General features: G+C 55.9%; 17 protein-coding genes and 1 tRNA gene. 6 read left to right on the top strand and 12 right to left on the bottom strand.

Going from position 1 to position 18,179, the window contains the following annotated elements; all coding sequences use genetic code 11:
- Window positions 1-4 precede the first annotated feature (4 nt).
- From GXM22_RS13750 to GXM22_RS13730, 5 genes are all read right to left on the bottom strand, one after another.
- Window positions 5-559: a M48 family metallopeptidase gene (locus GXM22_RS13750; protein WP_005934569.1), complete on the bottom strand. Its 555-nt coding sequence runs from the start codon at window positions 557-559 to the stop codon at window positions 5-7.
- Entirely contained in the window at window positions 535-1,464 is a 930-nt protein-coding gene (locus GXM22_RS13745) for a DMT family transporter (RefSeq protein WP_035394604.1), read from the bottom strand. Before GXM22_RS13745 ends, GXM22_RS13750 begins: the two co-directional genes overlap by 25 nt.
- 1 nt (window position 1,465) lies before the next feature.
- On the bottom strand, window positions 1,466-1,999 hold the full coding sequence (locus tag GXM22_RS13740; protein WP_005934566.1) for a hypothetical protein: 534 nt from the start codon (window positions 1,997-1,999) through the stop codon (window positions 1,466-1,468).
- A gap of 101 nt (window positions 2,000-2,100) precedes the next feature.
- Window positions 2,101-3,378 carry a glycoside hydrolase family 10-like protein gene (locus GXM22_RS13735; RefSeq protein WP_005934564.1) on the bottom strand — a complete coding sequence of 426 codons (1,278 nt, stop codon included), beginning with the start codon at window positions 3,376-3,378 and terminating at the stop codon, window positions 2,101-2,103.
- A complete protein-coding gene (locus tag GXM22_RS13730; protein ID WP_005934562.1) occupies window positions 3,375-3,872 on the bottom strand; it encodes a hypothetical protein in 498 nt (165 codons plus the stop codon). The genes GXM22_RS13735 and GXM22_RS13730 overlap by 4 nt, the downstream gene beginning before the upstream one ends.
- Window positions 3,873-3,982: 110 nt before the next feature.
- Here GXM22_RS13730 and GXM22_RS13725 point away from each other — a divergent pair, with 110 nt between their 5' ends.
- Entirely contained in the window at window positions 3,983-4,402 is a 420-nt protein-coding gene (locus GXM22_RS13725) for a hypothetical protein (RefSeq protein WP_005934560.1), read from the top strand.
- A gap of 260 nt (window positions 4,403-4,662) precedes the next feature.
- Window positions 4,663-4,738: transfer RNA gene (locus tag GXM22_RS13720), tRNA-Ile, on the top strand.
- A 199-nt stretch (window positions 4,739-4,937) separates the two neighbouring features.
- Here the strand turns inward: GXM22_RS13720 and GXM22_RS13715 are convergent.
- Both GXM22_RS13715 and GXM22_RS13710 read right to left on the bottom strand, forming a co-directional pair.
- Window positions 4,938-6,233, bottom strand: coding sequence for a GLUG motif-containing protein (locus GXM22_RS13715; protein WP_005934557.1), 1,296 nt, complete (start codon window positions 6,231-6,233; stop codon window positions 4,938-4,940).
- 78 nt (window positions 6,234-6,311) lie between these two features.
- Window positions 6,312-7,292, bottom strand: coding sequence for a helix-turn-helix transcriptional regulator (locus GXM22_RS13710; RefSeq protein WP_005934555.1), 981 nt, complete (start codon window positions 7,290-7,292; stop codon window positions 6,312-6,314).
- A gap of 434 nt (window positions 7,293-7,726) precedes the next feature.
- Between GXM22_RS13710 and GXM22_RS13705 the strand changes: the two genes are divergently transcribed.
- Window positions 7,727-9,316: a recombinase family protein gene (locus GXM22_RS13705; protein ID WP_005934549.1), complete on the top strand. Its 1,590-nt coding sequence runs from the start codon at window positions 7,727-7,729 to the stop codon at window positions 9,314-9,316.
- 29 nt (window positions 9,317-9,345) lie between these two features.
- On the top strand, window positions 9,346-9,597 hold the full coding sequence (locus GXM22_RS13700) for a DUF6061 family protein (RefSeq protein ID WP_035394602.1): 252 nt from the start codon (window positions 9,346-9,348) through the stop codon (window positions 9,595-9,597).
- Between the two features lie 19 nt (window positions 9,598-9,616).
- Here the strand turns inward: GXM22_RS13700 and GXM22_RS13695 are convergent, their stop codons facing one another.
- Window positions 9,617-10,672 carry a helix-turn-helix domain-containing protein gene (locus GXM22_RS13695; protein WP_035394599.1) on the bottom strand — a complete coding sequence of 352 codons (1,056 nt, stop codon included), beginning with the start codon at window positions 10,670-10,672 and terminating at the stop codon, window positions 9,617-9,619.
- A 236-nt stretch (window positions 10,673-10,908) separates the two neighbouring features.
- Between GXM22_RS13695 and GXM22_RS13690 the strand changes: the two genes are divergently transcribed.
- Complete coding sequence (locus GXM22_RS13690) at window positions 10,909-12,321, top strand: MFS transporter (RefSeq protein ID WP_005934545.1); 1,413 nt, start codon at window positions 10,909-10,911, stop codon at window positions 12,319-12,321.
- On the top strand, window positions 12,318-14,789 hold the full coding sequence (locus GXM22_RS13685; RefSeq protein ID WP_005934543.1) for a glycoside hydrolase family 2 protein: 2,472 nt from the start codon (window positions 12,318-12,320) through the stop codon (window positions 14,787-14,789). The genes GXM22_RS13690 and GXM22_RS13685 overlap by 4 nt, the downstream gene beginning before the upstream one ends.
- Here GXM22_RS13685 and GXM22_RS13680 read toward each other — a convergent pair.
- Genes GXM22_RS13680 through GXM22_RS13665 form a run of 4 tightly spaced genes read right to left on the bottom strand, consistent with a single transcriptional unit; the run spans window position 14,771 to window position 18,050 of the window.
- On the bottom strand, window positions 14,771-15,094 hold the full coding sequence (locus GXM22_RS13680) for a transposase (protein WP_097778885.1): 324 nt from the start codon (window positions 15,092-15,094) through the stop codon (window positions 14,771-14,773). The two genes, GXM22_RS13685 and GXM22_RS13680, sit on opposite strands and share 19 nt — an antisense overlap.
- Window positions 15,095-15,136: 42 nt before the next feature.
- Window positions 15,137-16,096 carry a ParB N-terminal domain-containing protein gene (locus tag GXM22_RS13675; RefSeq protein WP_005934540.1) on the bottom strand — a complete coding sequence of 320 codons (960 nt, stop codon included), beginning with the start codon at window positions 16,094-16,096 and terminating at the stop codon, window positions 15,137-15,139.
- Window positions 16,097-16,108: 12 nt separating this feature from the next.
- Window positions 16,109-17,644, bottom strand: coding sequence for a relaxase/mobilization nuclease domain-containing protein (locus tag GXM22_RS13670; RefSeq protein ID WP_005934539.1), 1,536 nt, complete (start codon window positions 17,642-17,644; stop codon window positions 16,109-16,111).
- On the bottom strand, window positions 17,616-18,050 hold the full coding sequence (locus tag GXM22_RS13665) for a plasmid mobilization protein (protein WP_005934538.1): 435 nt from the start codon (window positions 18,048-18,050) through the stop codon (window positions 17,616-17,618). Before GXM22_RS13665 ends, GXM22_RS13670 begins: the two co-directional genes overlap by 29 nt.
- Window positions 18,051-18,179 lie beyond the last annotated feature (129 nt).

The raw sequence follows: 18,179 nt of genomic DNA, 5'->3' as shown, positions 1-18,179 counted from the left end.
AGGTTTATTTCAATAAAGCCCGCCGTTCTTTCCAGTCCGGCAGCAGCTTTTCCACCTCGGCCCAGAAGGCCGGGCTGTGGTTGGGCTGCAGGAAGTGGCAGTACTCGTGCACCACCACATAGATCTGCGCGGCGGGCGGCATATTGTAGAGCTGCAATGAAAAGGTGATCTGCCGCCGTTTCATGTAGCACACGCCCCACCTGCTGGTCATGGCCCGCACCCTGATGGTGGGCTTCTGCCCGCCCAGCACCCCGGCAAAGGCAGGGTAGACCTTATCGCTCATGGCGGTAAAACAGGCCAGGGCCTCCGCCTGGGAAGGCAGGGGCTGGTCATTCCGGGCGTTTCGCCGCAGCTGGCGGGAGACCGCCTCCCGGATCCACTGGGCCTGCTCTGTCACAAAGGCATCGGCAAAGCCCACCGTGTAGGACCACGGGATGCTCACGGCCACAGTGCCGTCCCGCCGGATGTGCAGGTTGAGCCGCTTGACCTTTTTGCGGGTCAGCTCATAGGGAATGCCTGCGGCGGTGCGCTGGGTCACTTCCGGCTTGCGCTGCGGCATTTCAGCCAGTCCTCCACGGGCAGCTGGGCCAGAACCACCGCTGCAAAGATGAGGGTGCAGCCAAAGACCTCCCGCATGGAAAGGCTCTGGTGGAGCAGCAGCCAGCCGCCCAGCGCGCTGAATACGCTCTCCAGACACATGATGAGGCTTGCAATGGCGGGGTTTACGTCCCGCTGGCCCAGGATCTGCAGGGTGTAGGCCACGCCGCTGGACATCACGCCGCAGTAGGCCAGCGGGAGCCAGTTGGCCCCGAACTCGGCCAGGGTGGGATTCTCGAACAGCAAGGCGGCAGCAGTGCTCTCTACGGCCACCACAAAGAACTGCAGCAGGCTCAGGCGGACACCGTCCACCTGCGGGGCAAAGTGGTCCACCGTCATGATCTGAAAGCTGAACAGCACGGCGCAGGAAAGCAGGATCCAATCGCTGGCTTCAATGCCGCCAAAGCCGTTTTTCATGCAGAGCAGATAGAGCCCGCCCACGGCGATGACCATGCTCAGCCAGAGCCGGGCACTGCCCCGCCGCCCCAGAAACAGCCCGAATACCGGCACCAGCACCACATACATGGCGGTCAGGAAACCGGCCTTGGCCGTGGAAGGGTTGAGCGTGATGCCGATCTGCTGGGCAGCGGAGGCCGCAAACAGCAGGGTGCCGCAGCAAAACCCCGCCGCCAGCAGATGTCTGCGGTCGGCAGGGGCTTTGGGCCAGCCATAGGCTGCGCCGTGCCTGCGGTGGAGGGCATCAAAGGCGCGGACGGTGGGCAGCAGCACCAGCACCGCCAGCCAGCTGCGCCCGGCCAGAAAGGAATAAGCCCCCATGCCGGAGCCTGCGCTCTGGGCCACGAACGCCGTGCCCCAGATAAAGGCGCAGAGCATCAGCATGAGAGAGTGTTTTGTTTGTGTGTTCATCTTAGCCGATGCCCTCCACTTTCATCAGACCGTAGAGGTAGTAACGGCTGGAATCGTAGGAAATGGTAACGCGGTAGCTTGCGTTGGGGTCAAGGTTGCCGATGTCGCAGTGGTAGTTCTGGCCGTCGGCGGTGAAATAGAAGGTGGTGTTGTCCACATACTGCGCGCCGCCGTCCACCTTTTTCCAGAGGGAGACCTTGAACTTCTGGGCACCGCCGTCGGTGGTGCCGCAGCCGTAAATGCTCAGCAGGCCGCTGGGCACGGTGAAGTATTCGGTCTTGCGGCTCCAGATGCCGTTGAACACGATGTTCAGCGCCCCGTTGGCCCGGGCTGTGGCGTATTTGGCCGTGGTATCGGCAATGCCATCGAGCATCAGCGGGTCAGAGCTGAGCACGGCCCACTGGGTGGTGTCATCCTCCTGTACCTCGTTGGAAGACCCGAACACCTTTTGGGCAATGCTCTTGCAGCCGCTCAGGACGACAACGGCCAGCACAGCTGCCAGCGCAAAGGCAAGGATTCGTTTTGTTTTACTCATGTTTTTCTATCCTCAAAAACAGCAGGTGAAAAATGCGATATTTTTGCATGATACCATAGTATACCGCATTTTTTTCCTGCTTACAAGGGATTTTCTGTGTCTTAGCCGTCCAATGCCGTCAGAGCGGCACGTTCGGCGGCGGCAAGGCCGCTTTCGTCGGAGCGGAACAGGGAGCCATAGCGGTAGAGCGCCCAGCCCCCGGCACCGGCGCTGCGCAGGTCGGTCACCTGCCGGGCCAGCGCGCTGCCGGTGCACCACTGACTGACGCTGTCGGCGTTGGCTCCACCGTCTCCCACACCGACCCGGTAGGCTCCCAGCCCGAAATAGAGGGCCGTGCTCTCTGCCCGGGGCAGGGCCAGCCACTCGGCAGTGATGTTCTCAAAGGAAAAGCGGGTGCTGCCGGAGGAGAGGGTATAGCCGTAGCCCCAGTAGATCTGGGGGCAGAGGTAATCCACAACGGCATCCGCACCGGAGGCCGTCAGCCAGACGGAGAGATCGGTGTACTGCTCGTTCCGGTCGTTGTCCGGATTGCCCTGGGGACTGACCCCGAACCGCAGGGTCGGGTCGGCGGCCTTGACGGCATCGTGGGCAGCCTTGACCAGCCGGGTCACGTTGGCCCGCCGCCATGCGGTCAGGTCGGTTTCTCCGCTGGCTGCAAACTGCGCCGCATCAATGGAAGGATCGGTGGTGGGGTAGAAGTAGTCGTCAAAGTGGATGCCGTCCACGGCGTAATTCTGCACCAGCTCTGCCACGCCCTGCACCACATAGTCGGCAGCCTCCGGAATGGCGGGGTTCAGGTAGGCCCCCTCGTTCACGGTGCAGATCCACTCCGGGTGGGTGTTCAGCAGGCTGCTCTCTGCAATAGCAGGGGGCATGGAAGCCGAGCTCCTGAACCGGTAGGGGTTGACCCAGGCCTCCAGCGAAAGCCCCCGGGCGTGGGCCTCGGTCAGCAGCACGTCCAGCGGGTCAAAGCCCGGGTCCTGCCCCTGCACGCCGGTGCACAGGTGGCTCCACGGGAAGAGGCTGCTCCGGTAAAGCGCATCTCCGAAGGGCCGCACCTGCGCAATGACGGTGTTCAGCCCAAGGGACAGGCAGTTGTCCATCAGCGCGGCGGCATCGGCCCGGAACGCGCTTTCTGAGGAAAAGTCCATCTCTGCAAATTCGAGATAGCTCACCCACACCGCCCGCCACTCGCCGCTGGGCAGGGCGGGGTTGGGGGCAGCCTGTGGCGATGGCGCAGGCTCCGCGTTGTTTCCTGCCGGGATAGAACGCAGCAGATAATACGTCAGGGCGGCAGATACAGAGCCGCCCAGTCCGATCAGGAAGGCGCGGCGGCCAACCCGGCGCTTGCGGTGCCGGTTCCGCCGCCGCTGGGTCATGCGTCTTCCTCCTGCATCTTGTACAGGCTCAGTGCCGCCCAGCCCCGGGCGCAGGCCAGCAGCACCCAGAGCAGATTGGCCCAGAAGCTCAGGCCTGCCATGCCGCCGTAGACCGTGAGCAGGACAAAGAGCAGGTGGAACGCCTCAGCGGCACCCACCAGCTGCAGCTGGCGCTGGATGGGCCTGCCCTTTTGGTACTCCAGTGCCAGCAGAGCGGGCCAGACCAGTGCGGAGAATAAGTAGGCTGCCCAGCCGTTCAGCACATAGCTGAGCATGAGCAGGACAAAAATCAGGAAATAGCTGCGCTTGTCCTTGGGGTCAGAGCCCTTTTCAGCGGCCAGAAACAGGATGGTGATGCCGGTGATGCAGAACGCGACCATCTCCAGAAACGAAAAATCCATGCCGCCCAGCACGGCAAAGCCGTTGAGCATGGATGCCGCTGCCGCGCACAGCAGGAAGAAATACCAGGTCTTATGGGTGAATTTGAGCTTCATAGGGGGAAGTCCTCCAGCAAAAATTTGGATTGTTTCAAATATTATAACACAATTTTCCGCAGGTTGTGTTACAATAAGGAAAACATGATTCAAAATCTGCGGAGGAACCCATGAACGTTGTATTCTCACTCATCCTGCTGGCGGCCGCCCTGGGCTGCATCGTTTTTCTGCTCACCCGGCGGGAAAACGCCCGCCGCAGCCAGTATGGCCCCAGCGGCCTTTCCGAATTCCGCACCGACCTGCCGCTGGACGACTGCTTCGACCGGCTGGACCAGCACAGCCCGGACGATGAATTCGCCTACGAGTGCCGCCGTGAGAACGATGGCGGCTTCCTGCTCCATCTGACCCTGCACCAGCCTACCCAGCAGCCGCTGGACACCCTGTATACCCTCCGGCTTGACCCCGGGCGGCAGACCATCGCCACCCTGATCTTCATCCGGGAGGCCTTTGGCTACAAGGAGCCGCTTTTTCCGCAGGAAATGCTGGACAAGTTCATGCAGCAGAAGCTGGAAGCCCACCGCACAAAATAATTTTGCCCGAAACGCTTTTCATTTCGCACGTTTTTTGTTATACTTACTTGTGCGCCCGGCAAACCGGGCAATGGGGGCTAGTAGCTCAGTTGGTCAGAGCTGGCGGCTCATAACCGCCAGACCTTACCGTTTTCACCTTTTTCAAACAGCGATTTTCCGTTGTTTTTTGAAGTTTCAACCTTCAAAAAAACGGTTTCACCTACTTTTCACCTACGAAGGGTCATTTGAAAGTCCCTCACAGGTACGTCCAAATTTCATACGGGCCATTAGCTTAACGGTTAAAGCCGGCGGCTCATAACCGCTCCAGTGGGGGTTCGAATCCCTCATGGCCCACCATACAGTTCGTACTCGAACCCGATTCTTTACGAAAAAGGGTTCGGGTACGTTTTTTGTTTACAGGAGGTTCTGCGAAAGGACTACTCGGAACAGTAAACGAGCAAAGGCAGGGTATCACCATGACGGTGGTATCCTGCCTTTTTCTTTGAAATCAAGTTATCATTGTGCGAACTTGATTGCCCTTATGGAGAAAATCATTTTACTGGTCTGCGCTTTCGTACATCTGGGTCGTTGTGCCGACCTGCTCCGTACCAGCGTTCTCGTCAATGGTCACATCGGCAGTGCAGCTTTCAATGGTGCTGCCCTCGGCGCGGCCTGCAACGGTACCGGGTGTAACGGCACCGTCAATGCTGCCCTTTACCGAGCAGTTGGTGATTTTGAAAACCGTCTCCTCACCGTAGTAGTACAGACCGGTACCCACAAGGCCGCCCACATGGGTGGCACCGTTTGCCTTGATGTTCACGGTCACATTGCAGTTGTCAATGACAGAGGGATAGTTTTTAGTGGAGAAGCCTTCCGTCTCAAGGCAGATATCCGGGTTGGAATGAGTGCCCGCATAGCCGCATAAACCGCCAATGGCGTGACCGCCGTTTTCGCTCTCGATGGTCACATCAGCGGTGCAGTTGGTGATGGTGTCCATCATTTCCAGACAGCCACCGATGCCGCCCAGACCCACCGGCTCATTGCCGGTGGCTTTTACGGTGCCGGATGCGGTGCAGCTGTCGATGCTGCCGCCAAAGCTGCCGCCGACTACCAGACCGCCGCACTCGGCAACGTCTGCCTGGATGATCTGATCGTTAAAGTGATTGTCACCGATGACGACCACGGTAGCGCCCTCCACCGTGCAGTTGGTGATGGAGTTGTTGTTGCCGCCCACGATGCCGCCGACACAGTTGTTGCCGGTAATGGTGGAATCACCTTTCAGTGTGACGTTGTCTACAGAGCCCATGTTGTAGCCCACAACACCGCCAATGGCCATGGAAGTGCCTTCCGTTACTGTGACCGTGGCATTTTCCAGTGTCAGATTTTTCACCTCACCGCAGCTTACGCCGAACAGACCGGCACCGCAGTTGTAAACATCCGAAGTATAGTTCAGGTTGGAAATGGTATGGCCGTCGCCATCAAAGGAGCCGAGGAACAGGGTGGAGTGTGTTTCCATGTCGTTCATGTTGCCGATGGGAGCCCACTCGACGCCAGACAGGTCCAGATCACTGGTCAGCTTGAAGGAAACACCGGCATAGCCGCCCTGCGAGCCATCGTTGACGTTGGAAGCAAAGGTCAGCAGGGAATCTACGCTGTTGATCTGGTAGGGGTCTTCCTGCGTGCCGGAACCACCGTCATAGTTGGCGGAAACAGCAGTGGTGCTGATGGAAGAAGCTGCCGCAGAACTTGCGGCAGTGCTGCTTGCGGTACTCTGGGCGGAAGAACCTGCACAGCCTGACAGGAGAGCGGCGGCGAGGCATACGGCAATCACGCCGGTTTGAATTCGTCTCATAATGGAATATCCTTTCTTTGTTAGTTTCTTCTAACCAGAAAGTATAACAAAACAAAGACGGTCTGCCACTCCGAACCGTCAGGAAACATCCAATTCGGACGGCGAGTTTCGGAACAGAGTGGGGCTTATGCCGTATTCCTTTTTGAACGCTTCCGAAAATTTGCTAGGGTTATCATAGCCGAGTGTAGCTGCGATCTCGGTCACACTGCGGCTTGTATCCTGCAAAAGGACGCGGGCGGTCTGCATCCGGTAGGTTTTCATGTATTGATAAATGGAGCTGCCATAAACGGCTTTGAAGCAGAGCTTCATGGAAGTTTGCGCAATGCCGAACTGCCGGGAAAGCTCAGCCAATGTGTAATGGTGACTGAGATCCTGTATCATTGCATCGTGCATCGCCCGAACAGTTATGACTTGACTGCGGGAGAAAAACTGTCGCTTTTCGGAGAAGGACTCCTGCGGCAGGTCGTTTAGGAGCATGAGCAACTCCAGCACCTTGGCTTTCAGGTAGTGGGCCATCCTTTCCGGTGGGGCAGCGTACAGCTCCGAAAAAATGTGCGCGACTTCCCGGTTGCTGCGCAGCACATAGCAGCTCTCTTCTCGGCAGAAACGCTCGGCGATGGTTTCCAAATGGATGTCAAGATCGCCCATGATGGCTTCCAGAGAAGAAAGCGTCTGCTGCGCCTGCGGCAAGTCGATGGTGATGGAAATGCCGTGATAGTGTGCCAATGGAAAACAGGTCTGCCGGGTGGTGTGGCTCAGCCGGTGAATGGACAGGTCGCCCGCACCGATATACTGATAATCGCCGTTCTGAAACTCGCACTCAAACCGCCCTTCCCAGCAGTGATTGATTTCGATGGTATCCGGCATGGGGCGTTTGTTCTGATTCTGCCCGTCCTTCATGTGAAAGTCGTTGTAGAAAAGATCAATCCCCGGCAGGATCGGATATTCAGAGATGAGCCCTTCGCCGGTGTCGTTCTGCATCCGGTAAAGTCTGCACCCGGCGGATGCGGCTAAATGCTGCACCTCCGGGTCAAAGAAATCAATGGGACACTGCTTCATTCCAGCACCTCCTCACAGCCCTATTATAATAAATTCATGGGTTTGGAACAAGCCACACCTTTATCGATTGAATCTATAAATTCCAGCTTATAGCACGTGTTCCTAGCAGGGTTTGGGGCAGGCACGCCCCAACAAGAAGCAGTCCCGAAGTGGCGAGAATTTTCAAGAATTGAAAATTTGTGGCCACGGGACGATTCTTGCTCTCAGCTAATTCGCTCAAAACAGCTTTTGCGCAATTGTTTCCAAATTGTTAAGACGCATAAAGCAAGCAAAGAACCTTTTTCTTCTGAAGTGGTGGTGTTCACGGTGAGCACCACCACTTTTCTGTTTTGTTTTTCTTGCAAACGGGTGCGAAATATGGTATATAGGTTATACGAAACATTGCTTCGATTGAATAACCTGACATTCAATGATGTGTAAAGAGAGGTGCAGCCATGACCGCCGTAATCTACGCCCGCTATTCATCCGATAGCCAGCGCGAAGCGTCCATTGAGGGACAGCTGCGCGACTGCAAGGACTACGCCGAGAAAAACGGCATCACCGTGGTCGGCACCTACATTGACCGTGCCTACTCTGCCAAGACGGATGACCGCCCGGAGTTCCAGCACATGATAAAGGACAGCGCGAAGAAAATCTTCGATGTGGTTCTGGTCTGGAAGCTCGACCGCTTTGCCCGGAACCGCTACGATGCTGTGAACTACAAGCACCAGCTGGAAAAGAACGGTGTTCATCTGGTGTCTGCCATGGAACCCATTTCGCAAGGGCCTGAAGGCATTATGGTGGAGAGTATGCTTATTGGCATGGCGGAATACTATTCCGCCGAACTGGCCCTGAAAGTGGCGCGCGGTGAGCGCGAAAATGCCCTCCAGTGCAAGTACAACGGCGGTGTGGTGCCGCTGGGCTTCACCATTGGCAAGGAGGACAGGCTGTACCATATCGACCCGGAGACGGCTCCCATCGTGCAGGAGATCTTCACCCGGTATGCCGACGGCGAACCGGCTGAGAAGATTGCCGCCTCCCTGAACGAGCGCGGCCTGCGTACCCGCACCGGGAAGCCGTTCGTGAAGAACAGCTTCTTCCAGATCTTCCGCAACCGCCGCTACATCGGCGAATACCGCTACAAGGACATCGTGACGCCGGGCGGCATTCCGGCCATTGTTGACAAAGACTTGTTCGACCGGGTGCAGCAGCGTTTCGAGCAAAACAAGATCGCCCATGGTCGGCCTGCAAAAGAGGATGTGAGCTATCTGCTGACGACCAAGCTGTTCTGTGGCAAGTGCGGCACCCTGATGGGCGGCGAAAGCGGCACCAGCCACATGGGAAACACCTACTATTACTACAAGTGCGGCAACGCCAAACGCCACGGCAAAGCGCACTGCGACCTGAAAGCCATCCGCAAAGAGTCGCTGGAACGGTTCGTGGTGGAGACCGCTATTAAAGTGATTTTTAGCGATGAAATCATCGAACGGCTGATAGATTTGATCATGGAAGCCCAGCAGCAGGAGAACACCCGGCTGCCTGTCCTGAAAGACCAGTTGCGGGATACAGAGAAGCGGCTGGCAAACCTTCTGGAAGCCATTGAACAGGGCATCCTGACCCCGACCACCAAGCAGCGGCTGGACGAGCTGGAAGCCCGGAAAGAAGCCCTGAACACCAGCATTTTGGAAGAAGAACTGAAAAAGCCCGTCCTGACCCGCGAATGGATGCGGTTCTGGTTTGAAAAATTCCGCAAGGGTGACGTGGGCAGTACAGAACACCAGCGGCAGATCATTGATACCTTTGTCAACTCGGTCTACGTCTTTGACGACCGGGTCGTGCTCAATTTCAACTTCACGGACGATTCCAAAACGGTCACCCGTGAGGAAGTGTTGGGTTCGAGTGCTGTGGAGAATGCTCCACCAAACAAGAAAAATCCGAACCTATTTCCGATTGGAGAAGGGTTCGGATTTTTCGTTTTCTTCGGGTACAACAACGAAGGTTCCTGTGGACGGCGCAAAACTCCGATACCTTGTCATAGACCGTAAGCCAATAACAAGATTTGGAGGGTATGATTATGAAGTACGATGAAAGAGCCTGCAAGTTTAATATGGACACTGGCTGCGTGGAACTGCTGCTCCGGGATGGGAGAAAAATTTCCATTGACTGCACCGGGGTCGAGGATGAATTGGACGTGACCATGGCGCAGAGGTCGGAGTTGGATTATCTCATCTACAATGACCCGCTTGGCTATGCGGATTTGATTCTGAACGGTGACCCGGAGAAATATTTGAAGAATGTGGCTGGAAGCCATGGGCTAGAAGATTAAGAGAAAAGTGCAGAGCACCTTATTCAGGGTGCTCTGCGCTTTTCTGTATCTTGCGCCATTGTTGCGGGGTCATGCCGTACTTTTGCCGGAACAGTTCGTAGAAGTGGGTGCGGTTGGTAAATTTGAGTTGTAGGGCGATCTCACTGACGGAAAGTGTTGTTTCCCGCAGCAGCCGTTCAGCCTTCTGGAAACAGAAGGTCATGCCGTAATCGAAAAGACACAGACCGGTGCGGCGCTGGACGATGGAATTGAGGTAGCTGCCATTGTAATTCAAAAGCCGTGCTAGTTCGCTGCGAGGCAACCGACCATCTGTATCTTCCAGCAAACGGCTGATACGCAGAAAGAGCAGGCTTTCAGGGCTGCTGCTCAGGTGCACCGGGGTGACATAGAACCCGGACGACAGAAAATCGAACAGTTCGCAAAGTGCGCCCTTCAAATAATAGGTGGCGGCGGCACTGGGTTCGTGCAGGATGTGGGTCATGCGGGCGATGAGCGTTGCCAGGGTTTGAACACTATCGGTGTTTTCCGGTGTGGGGAAAAGGTCCTGATATTCCTTTCGGAGGTCTTGTCCCAGATTTGCCAGCATGAACTGCAAAACGGGATTTTCCGGCAGATGGCGCTCGGCTTCAAATAATTGCAGGGATGCAGATTCCGTCAGGCTGCGGACAAAATCCACAGACAGACCAATAAAACAGAGCTTGGCGGGGCCAATGAAGCGTTCGTTATGGAGGATGCTGCGGTTTACCAGACAACAGGTTCCGGCACGGTAGGGGTATTCTTTTTCCTCGATCTGTTGGATGACCTCCCCTTCCAACACCAGCATCAGTTCAAAATAATCGTGGCGGTGCAGCGGACGGGAGCTGAGGGCACGGAATAAAGCATCCATAGAGTTTTCATGCAGCCAGCAGCCATTCGGTGAGAACATCTGAATGCTGTATTGGTCGGTTTCTCCCAGACCGGTACAGGACTCCAGTGTGATCTGTACCGGGGACATGATCTTGTAGAAGGTAGAGAGCTGACTGCCCCAGTTTTCAACCTCCAAAATATTCTCATAGCTGGTGGAATCCGGTTTCATGAAAGAGTCTCCTTTTTTCGCAATGTGCGAATATGATACAATCTGATGGATGCGGCACACGATGCTGTCATTGTGGAATGTGAACGGAATTGCTAAAATATAGGCACAATACAAAAACATTCTGTAAAAGCTGTGCGGCCGATGGCTTTATTATAGAGTGCTTTTGAAAAAATGTAAAGCGACAGACGCATTCTGTCGCCGTGAATGATACAGCACATCTTGAAAGGAGAATCCCCATGTCTGCTACTGCAACGACAGAGAAAAAATATCTGAAATGGTATCAGAAGCTGGCCTACGGTTCCGGCGATCTGGCCTCTAACTGCTCCTATGGTCTGGTTTCCAGCTTTGTACTGCTTTATCTGACCGGAACACTGGGTCTGGACAGCGCCATCATTGGCTCTTTGATGCTGGCTTCCAAGGTTCTGGACGGCATCAGCGATGTGATCTTTGGCACCCTGATCGACCGCACCCACTCCAAGCTGGGCAAGGCACGTCCGTGGATGCTGTTTGGTCAGGTAGGTGTTTCCCTCTGCCTGTTTTTGCTGTTTGCCATCCCGGCTGGCAGCACCACCATGCAGTATATCTACTTCTTCATCGTGTACACGGCACTGAACGCAGTGTTCTATACTGCCAACGGCATTGCATATTCCTCTCTGGTGGCACTGATCACCAAGAACAACAATGAGCGTGTGCAGCTGGGCTCCTTCCGTTTTATGTTTGCGGTCGTCACCAACATCTTTATGGGCTTTGCCGTTACCGGCATGGTGGAGAAGTTCGGCAGCGGTGCCGCAGGCTGGCGTACCACGGCTCTGATCTTCGCGATCGTTGGTCTGGTGGTCAACACCATCAGCTGCCTTGCAGTTAAAGAGCTGCCGGAGGAAGAACTGAGCGGCAACACCAGCGAAGCCGCAGAGGAAGGCAAAGCAGTTGCCGAGGAGAAAAAGCATGGCTTTGCCGAGACTGCTAAGATCCTCGTCCACAACAAGTATTACCTGATGATCCTTGCCATCTACATCGTGTACTATATCATGAGCAACCTGACCACCGGTGCCGGTGTGTTCTGCGCCACCTATTACTGGGGCGATGGCAGCCTGCTGGGTCAGTTCTCCATGATGAAGATGTTCCCTGTTATCATCGCACTGGCCTTTGCGCCTGTCCTCATCAAAAAGACCGGCAGTATGCAGAAGGTCAACTTCTGGGGCTACGCCATCAGCAGCGTGCTGGGCATTCCCATGATCTACTTTGCCATGCAGAAGAATCTCTCCATGTTCCTGCTGTTCATGTTCATCAAGGGCGTCTTTGCAGGTACCCTCAGCGGCTCTTTGAACGCTCTTATTGCTGAGGCCAGCGGCTACACCACACGCACCACCGGCGTCCACATGGACGGTATGATGTACAGCTGCTCCTCTCTGGGCGTGAAGGTCGGCGGCGGCATCGGTACTGCGGCTGTGGGTTGGCTGTTGAAGCTGGGCGGCTTTGTGGGCACCGCAACGGTCCAGAGCGAAAGCGCCATTCGGATGATCTTCAACCTGTACATCACCTTCCCCTTTGTGATTGGCATCATTATTACAGTGCTGCTGGCTTTCCTTGATGTGGAAAAGGCCAATAAGAAGTGGGATGCTGAACACAAGAAAGAGGCACAGGCATGATTCGACAGAATTTCAACGCAGATTGGACGGTAGAAAAGGGCGATGGCAATTCCCGGATGAATTCCTTTCTGGGAAATACCCAGACCAAAACCGTGCATCTGCCCTACGATGCCATGATCCATGAAGCCCGCACCCCGGACACAAAAAACGGTGCACAGACCGGCTTCTACCCCGGCGGCGAGTACATTTTTCAGAAGCATTTCACCGCACCGCAGGCGTGGCAAGGCAAGCCGGTGTCCCTCGTGTTTGAGGGCGTGTACCAGACGGCGCTGGTCTACCTGAACGGCTGGCTGCTGACCCGGAACGTGAACGGCTATGCGGAGTTTACCGTGGAGGCAGGTCCCTACCTGAAATATGGTGCCGACAACCTGCTGAAGGTCATTGCAGATAACAGTCTGGAACCCAACAGCCGCTGGTATACCGGCAGCGGCATCTACCGCCCGGTGCGGCTGCTGGTGGGCAACAAGGTCTATCTGCCGCAGGATACCGTGCGTATCACCACCCGGGAGGCGGACGAGGGCTTTGCCCTGCTGGATGTGACGGCGCAGGTGCAGTCTGCCAGCACTGTTACAGAACGGGTGACCCTGCAGCAGACCATCTGCCGGGAGGGCACGGCAGTGCTCACCGACCGGCAAAACCTCCTGCTCCAACCCGGCGAAAGCAGAACCGTCTCCTTCCGGTACTGCGTGGACAGCCCGGCTCTGTGGAGCCCGGAGAACCCCAACCTCTACACCAGCACCATGCAGGTGCTGGAGGGCGAGGAAGAACTGGACCGGGAAGAGACCGGCTTCGGCATCCGTACCCTGAGCATCGATGCAGCGCATGGGGTACGCATCAACGGGCAGACCGTCAAGCTACGGGGTGCCTGCATCCACCACGACAACGGCATTCTTGGTGCAGCTACCCTGCCCGATGCCGAGGAGCGCCGCATCCGTCAACTGAAGGAAGCGGGCTTCAACGCCATCCGCTCCTCCCATCACCCGGCAGGGCGGGCGCTGCTGGATGCCTGCGACCGGTACGGTGTGCTGGTAATGGACGAGCTGAGCGACGTATGGAACGTGCGGAAAAACCCCTACGACTATGCTCTGTACTTTGAGCAGGACTGGAAGCCCACCATTCAAAAGATGGTGGCCAAGGATTACAACCATCCCAGTGTTATTTTGTACTGTGTGGGCAACGAGATCTCCGAGGCTGGCTCGGAAAGCGGAGCAGAGACCAACCGGCGGCTCTGCAACACCTTCCGGGAGCTGGACCCCACCCGCTACACCACCAACGCCCTTAACGGCCTTATGGCAGCCGGTTACCGCCTGCGGGAGATCATGGGGGATGTGATGCGAAAATTCCCGGCGCAGCCCGGTCCCTCCGGCGGCGATGGCGGCGGCAGCAATGCCCTGAACAGCTTTATGAGCCTGATGTCCGGGGAAAAGGGCGACTACTTTGCCACCCATCCGCTGCTGACCGAGGCGCTGTCCGGTTGCGAGGATTCCTGCGATGTCATTGGTCTGAACTACCTTACCGGACGCCATGTGCTGGAGCATGAACTGCACCCCCACAAGGCAGTGCTGGGCACCGAGACTTACCCGGCAGATATCGTGCGGCTGTGGCACATCGTGGAGGAGAATCCTCACATGATCGGCGACTTCACATGGGCTGGCTACGATTATCTGGGCGAGGCCGGCTGCGGCATCTTCCATTACGATGGCGGTGCCAACTTCAGCAGCATCTACCCGGAACGCACCGCCTACATTGGAGATCTGGATCTGCTGGGCAACCGCCGCCCCATCAGCTATCTGCGGGAGATCGTTTACGGTCTGCGGAAGGCACCTTATCTGGCAGTGCTGCGGATGGAACACAACGGTCAGACCTCCAGCAAAACGCCTTGGATGTTCAAGGATAACCTTGCCAGCTGGACATGGCCCGGTTTTGAGGGACAGACGGCTTCGGTGGATGTGTACTCCGCCTCAGAGGAAGTGGAACTGTTCCTGAACGATGCTTCTCTGGGCCGCCGTACCGTGGTGGATTTTACCGCCACCTACAGTGTGCCCTACACTCCCGGCGAGCTGAAGGCTGTGGGCTATACCGGCGGTGTGTGTGACGGCGAGTTCACGCTGCGCACCGCACAGGATGCACAGATGACCCTTACAGCAGATCGTAAGACCCTGCAAGCTAACGGCGAGGATGCCGCCTTTGTGATGATCCAATTCGTGGATGCAAATGGCACCGCAGATCTGCACACCAAGCACACCCTGAAGGTGGAGTTGGAGGGTGCAGGCATTCTGGAAGCCGTAGGCAGCGCAAATCCCTGCTCCGAGGAGCGTTACGACACCCCGGAAAGCGAGACCTTTGACGGCTGCTGTATGGCGGTGATCCGTGCAGGAGAAGCTGCGGGCGAAATTCATCTGACCGTCACAGCTGATGACAGCGTTCAGAAGCAGCTGACGATTCTGGTTCAGAAAGCAGAGGGCTGAATCTCAAAAAGCCGGTGAAGGCTCAAAACAAAAACAGGGTGCGCCCCTGAATAGGACGCACCCTGCCAAAGACCACAGACGATAACGATATGTACAACAGGGCGTTCCCCGTCGGGAACGCTCTGTTTCTCTTTGTTGGCGGTGTGATGAGCCTGTTCCGCCTGCCACGCGGCAAACTCCCGCTGGCCTTCCTCGCTGTTCCAGCAGGCAAGAATGGCCGGGTAGAATGCCCGTGCCAGACGGTCAATGACTTCATCGGGATAAGGGGAAGTGTTTGTGGACTTTTTCTTTTTGTTCAAACGCACGCTCCTTTGGACATCGGTAAACAGCATACCATGTGCCTGTTGTTATGCTGTCTGGTCTTTAACATCTGCGAGTGCGGCTTCCAGAGAAGTAAGATAGTCCTTATGCTTGTGAATGATCTCCAGAATCACATCACGCTGTGCATTATCGGGCATCTGCTCCAACTGGTAGTTGAACGAAATACGGAAACGAGTAGTGAGTTCTTCCAACGCCACATATTCGTACCGTACATCCTCCGGGTAAGCATCGCTGTCATAGACCGATTCGATTTTCTGCATCGGCATATAGGGCGCTTTCCCCGGCTCTGGGGGTGCTCCATTTGTATTCGGTTTCGGCTCGACCTTCCGTTCCGGGTACAGAATCTCATCCACGATTTTCTGCCGGTCGATATAGTCTGCCTTGGCAAGACGGTGCAAATCGGCATCACGGATTTTCGTCTGCCCGGACAGAATTTTCTCCTGCATACCGGGTACCAGTTCTTCCATGATCTCCACGCCCTTCATAAACTTTTCGGAGCGGGAAACGTAGGATTCGCTGACATTGTTCCGCTCTGCGATCTGCCTACGAACGCTTGCTTCTGAGGCAGTGGGAGGAATTGTGTCAAATTGACACAATTCCTCCGGGACGGTTTTCTTGGCAGCAGCCGTGTGCTGGTTGTTGCCGTTTCCACCGGGCTTCCGATGCTCCACACTGTACTGTTTTCCAATGAGGAACTTCTTCTGCTCCGGGGTCAGATTACGCCGCCCCAACTGATTCTTGCAGATCCATGCGAGGACTTCTTCTCTGCTTTCAAATCGGAGCGGCATCGTGGAGAAAGAGATTTCGGGATGTTCCTGAACGATCTCATAACGGTTGTGGCCATCAACAAGGGTGTTACCCCAGACAATCAAAGGAGAAATCAGCTTGCCTTCCTTGAGGATATTTTCTTCGAGCTGCTTAAATTCATCATCGGTCAGAGGGGGAATCTGAGACTGGAACTCCGGGTCGATTTTCAGGTTGATCATACGCACACTCCTTTATCTCTCCTGCTGCGCCGGTTCTTCCTCCCGGAAAAAGGACGCAACATTCTGCTTTGCGGTTTTCAGTTTGAGCAGTTCTTCCTTAGCTTCCTTGTACTGCTCGTAGAACTTTGCCTTTTCGGATGCCAACTGCGCATACTCGGCTTCCAGTTTTTTCGGGCTGGGCAGCTTGGTGATGTTGTTTGCCTTAAAATAGGCTACTGCCGCCCGGTATGCTGTCAGCTCTGCACGGTGCTGCTCCTCAAAGGCTGCGGGTCGGTTGGCAGTCTTTAACTGCTGTGCGATGTTCTTGGTGCTGGTGTAGGCAGCAGCATGACGGCGCAGCGTCTTGTTGTCTGCCATGCGAGTTTCGAGGTCTTTCACTACGGCCAGCGATTCATGGAACTTGGTGTCAAGCTCTGTGATTCTCTGGTCGAGTGCGACCTCATCGGTCAAGCCCTTTTCTTCTAGGAAAATCAAGGTCTGTGCCATGGCTTTGAGGTTGTGTTTCGTGATCCAACGCTTATAGCCGATGCCCTTGTCCTCGGTCATCCTCGACTGGATGTCGATCAGTTTCCCGATGGTATCCTGCTTGGACTGCACCTTGGTTTTGTGCTCTGCGTTTGCGGTCAGGGTGGCAAGCACTGCTTCCTTGTCGTAGTTGTCACCGAGATGTTTCGCCCGGATAAACTTCGTTCTGCCAGCAGGCAGATAGCTAAGCTGCCCACGGCTTTCCTTGACGGCAATGCCGTACTGCTGCATGAGCTTGTCAGAGAAATCTTCAAAGCTGGTGGCACGGTGCAGCACCGAAGAAATCTGTTTCCGTAAAGTGTCTTTCACGGTTTCAAACTTCTTCTGCCGGGGCTGCTGTCCAGCTGCGGTGAGGGCTGCGTTTTCACGGTCAAGTTTCAATTGGCCGCGTCTGCGCACCCAATACTCAGCTTCACTCACGCGCTCTTTCGAGCCGTTGAGCAGGTCGATCTGGTACAGTCCGGCACCCTCGCACATCTCCATGACCTCAACACGCAAGTGCCGCATGGTCTGGGCTGTGCTGGAGTGCTTCATGCCCTCACGCCAGTCACGGGGCTTTTGCATATAGGGCTTGCGCTCCACTTCTCGTGTCCGGACGCTGCCGATCACGATGTGGACATGGATATTTCCCGAATGGTTGTGTCCGTCCGGGTGGGTGCAGACGATAGCAGGATGACCGGGAAAGTTCTCTTTGCAGAAGTTCAGGCCGAGGGCCTGTGCCTTTTCCATCGTCAGCCCATTTTCGGCTGCATCCCGCGGGTCGAAGCTGATGATATACTGGTGACTCTTGATGTCATCCGGGTGGTTGTTCTTGTCGTACTTCCGGTTTGCCAGCAGGCAGGCCATTGCAAACGAGGCTTCGCCGCATTCAAGGGTGTCCAGAATGTACGATTCCCGCAGCTTGGGTCTGCTCTGTTCATCCAGAATTTTCTTGCCGGAAAATTCATCGTGCTGGTAAACCAGATAGGTCTCAGCGGCAGAGTAGTCCGAATTTTTAGAGGCGATATGCTTCAGCGTTGCCATACAGTTTACCCAGAACTTTCTCGGCGTTGAGCCGGAAGGCAGTCAGGTCTGCAAGTTCGTCCAGAAGTTTCGCCCGGAGCTGTTCGGTGTCTGCTCCGCCGGAGTTGAAGTGTCGTGCGAGTTGGTTCAGGTTGCCGCCCACCCTGCTGCACTGGGCAAGCAGAGTGGAAACGGCAGTCAGGGTTTCTTCTCCGCCGCCGGCAACGACAACGGTGCGCTCGATCTTCGCATTGTGCAGCGCACGGCGGATGAGGGTGGACAGGGAGAGATGAAGGAGTTTTGCTGTGCATTGGAGTTCCATCTTTTCAGTTTCCGTCACACGGAACTTGATGATGTGCGTTTTGTTGTTCGGCGTGTCGTGGCGGTGGGTCGTGCTGGGTTTCGTTTTGACATTCGTTTTGTTCATTGAACCTCCTGTCGTTTCGCTAGCTCCTCGGTGGAGCTATGTAAGCACGACACGCCGTTCTTTCGCACCGCAAGGTGCGAATATGAGCAGGGTTTGGGGCAGGTACGCCCCAACAAGATCACATCAAAA

Source organism: Faecalibacterium duncaniae (genome assembly GCF_010509575.1).
GTDB lineage: Bacteria > Bacillota > Clostridia > Oscillospirales > Ruminococcaceae > Faecalibacterium > Faecalibacterium duncaniae.
Note: the sequence above shows the minus strand (reverse complement) of the source record. Positions and strands in the feature narration are given on the sequence as shown.

What these genes read in the sequence shown, in the direction of transcription:
- GXM22_RS13735 (WP_005934564.1), bottom strand. Translation starts at nt 3,378, where the DNA reads ATGACCCAGCGGCGGCGGAACCGGCACCGCAAGCGCCGGGTTGGCCGC.
- GXM22_RS13730 (WP_005934562.1), bottom strand. Translation starts at nt 3,872, where the DNA reads ATGAAGCTCAAATTCACCCATAAGACCTGGTATTTCTTCCTGCTGTGC.
- GXM22_RS13725 (WP_005934560.1), top strand. Translation starts at nt 3,983, where the DNA reads ATGAACGTTGTATTCTCACTCATCCTGCTGGCGGCCGCCCTGGGCTGC.
- GXM22_RS13740 (WP_005934566.1), bottom strand. Translation starts at nt 1,999, where the DNA reads ATGAGTAAAACAAAACGAATCCTTGCCTTTGCGCTGGCAGCTGTGCTG.
- GXM22_RS13715 (WP_005934557.1), bottom strand. Translation starts at nt 6,233, where the DNA reads ATGAGACGAATTCAAACCGGCGTGATTGCCGTATGCCTCGCCGCCGCT.
- GXM22_RS13700 (WP_035394602.1), top strand. Translation starts at nt 9,346, where the DNA reads ATGAAGTACGATGAAAGAGCCTGCAAGTTTAATATGGACACTGGCTGC.
- GXM22_RS13685 (WP_005934543.1), top strand. Translation starts at nt 12,318, where the DNA reads ATGATTCGACAGAATTTCAACGCAGATTGGACGGTAGAAAAGGGCGAT.
- GXM22_RS13705 (WP_005934549.1), top strand. Translation starts at nt 7,727, where the DNA reads ATGACCGCCGTAATCTACGCCCGCTATTCATCCGATAGCCAGCGCGAA.
- GXM22_RS13670 (WP_005934539.1), bottom strand. Translation starts at nt 17,644, where the DNA reads ATGGCAACGCTGAAGCATATCGCCTCTAAAAATTCGGACTACTCTGCC.
- GXM22_RS13750 (WP_005934569.1), bottom strand. Translation starts at nt 559, where the DNA reads ATGCCGCAGCGCAAGCCGGAAGTGACCCAGCGCACCGCCGCAGGCATT.
- GXM22_RS13690 (WP_005934545.1), top strand. Translation starts at nt 10,909, where the DNA reads ATGTCTGCTACTGCAACGACAGAGAAAAAATATCTGAAATGGTATCAG.
- GXM22_RS13665 (WP_005934538.1), bottom strand. Translation starts at nt 18,050, where the DNA reads ATGAACAAAACGAATGTCAAAACGAAACCCAGCACGACCCACCGCCAC.
- GXM22_RS13675 (WP_005934540.1), bottom strand. Translation starts at nt 16,096, where the DNA reads ATGATCAACCTGAAAATCGACCCGGAGTTCCAGTCTCAGATTCCCCCT.
- GXM22_RS13745 (WP_035394604.1), bottom strand. Translation starts at nt 1,464, where the DNA reads ATGAACACACAAACAAAACACTCTCTCATGCTGATGCTCTGCGCCTTT.
- GXM22_RS13695 (WP_035394599.1), bottom strand. Translation starts at nt 10,672, where the DNA reads ATGAAACCGGATTCCACCAGCTATGAGAATATTTTGGAGGTTGAAAAC.
- GXM22_RS13710 (WP_005934555.1), bottom strand. Translation starts at nt 7,292, where the DNA reads ATGAAGCAGTGTCCCATTGATTTCTTTGACCCGGAGGTGCAGCATTTA.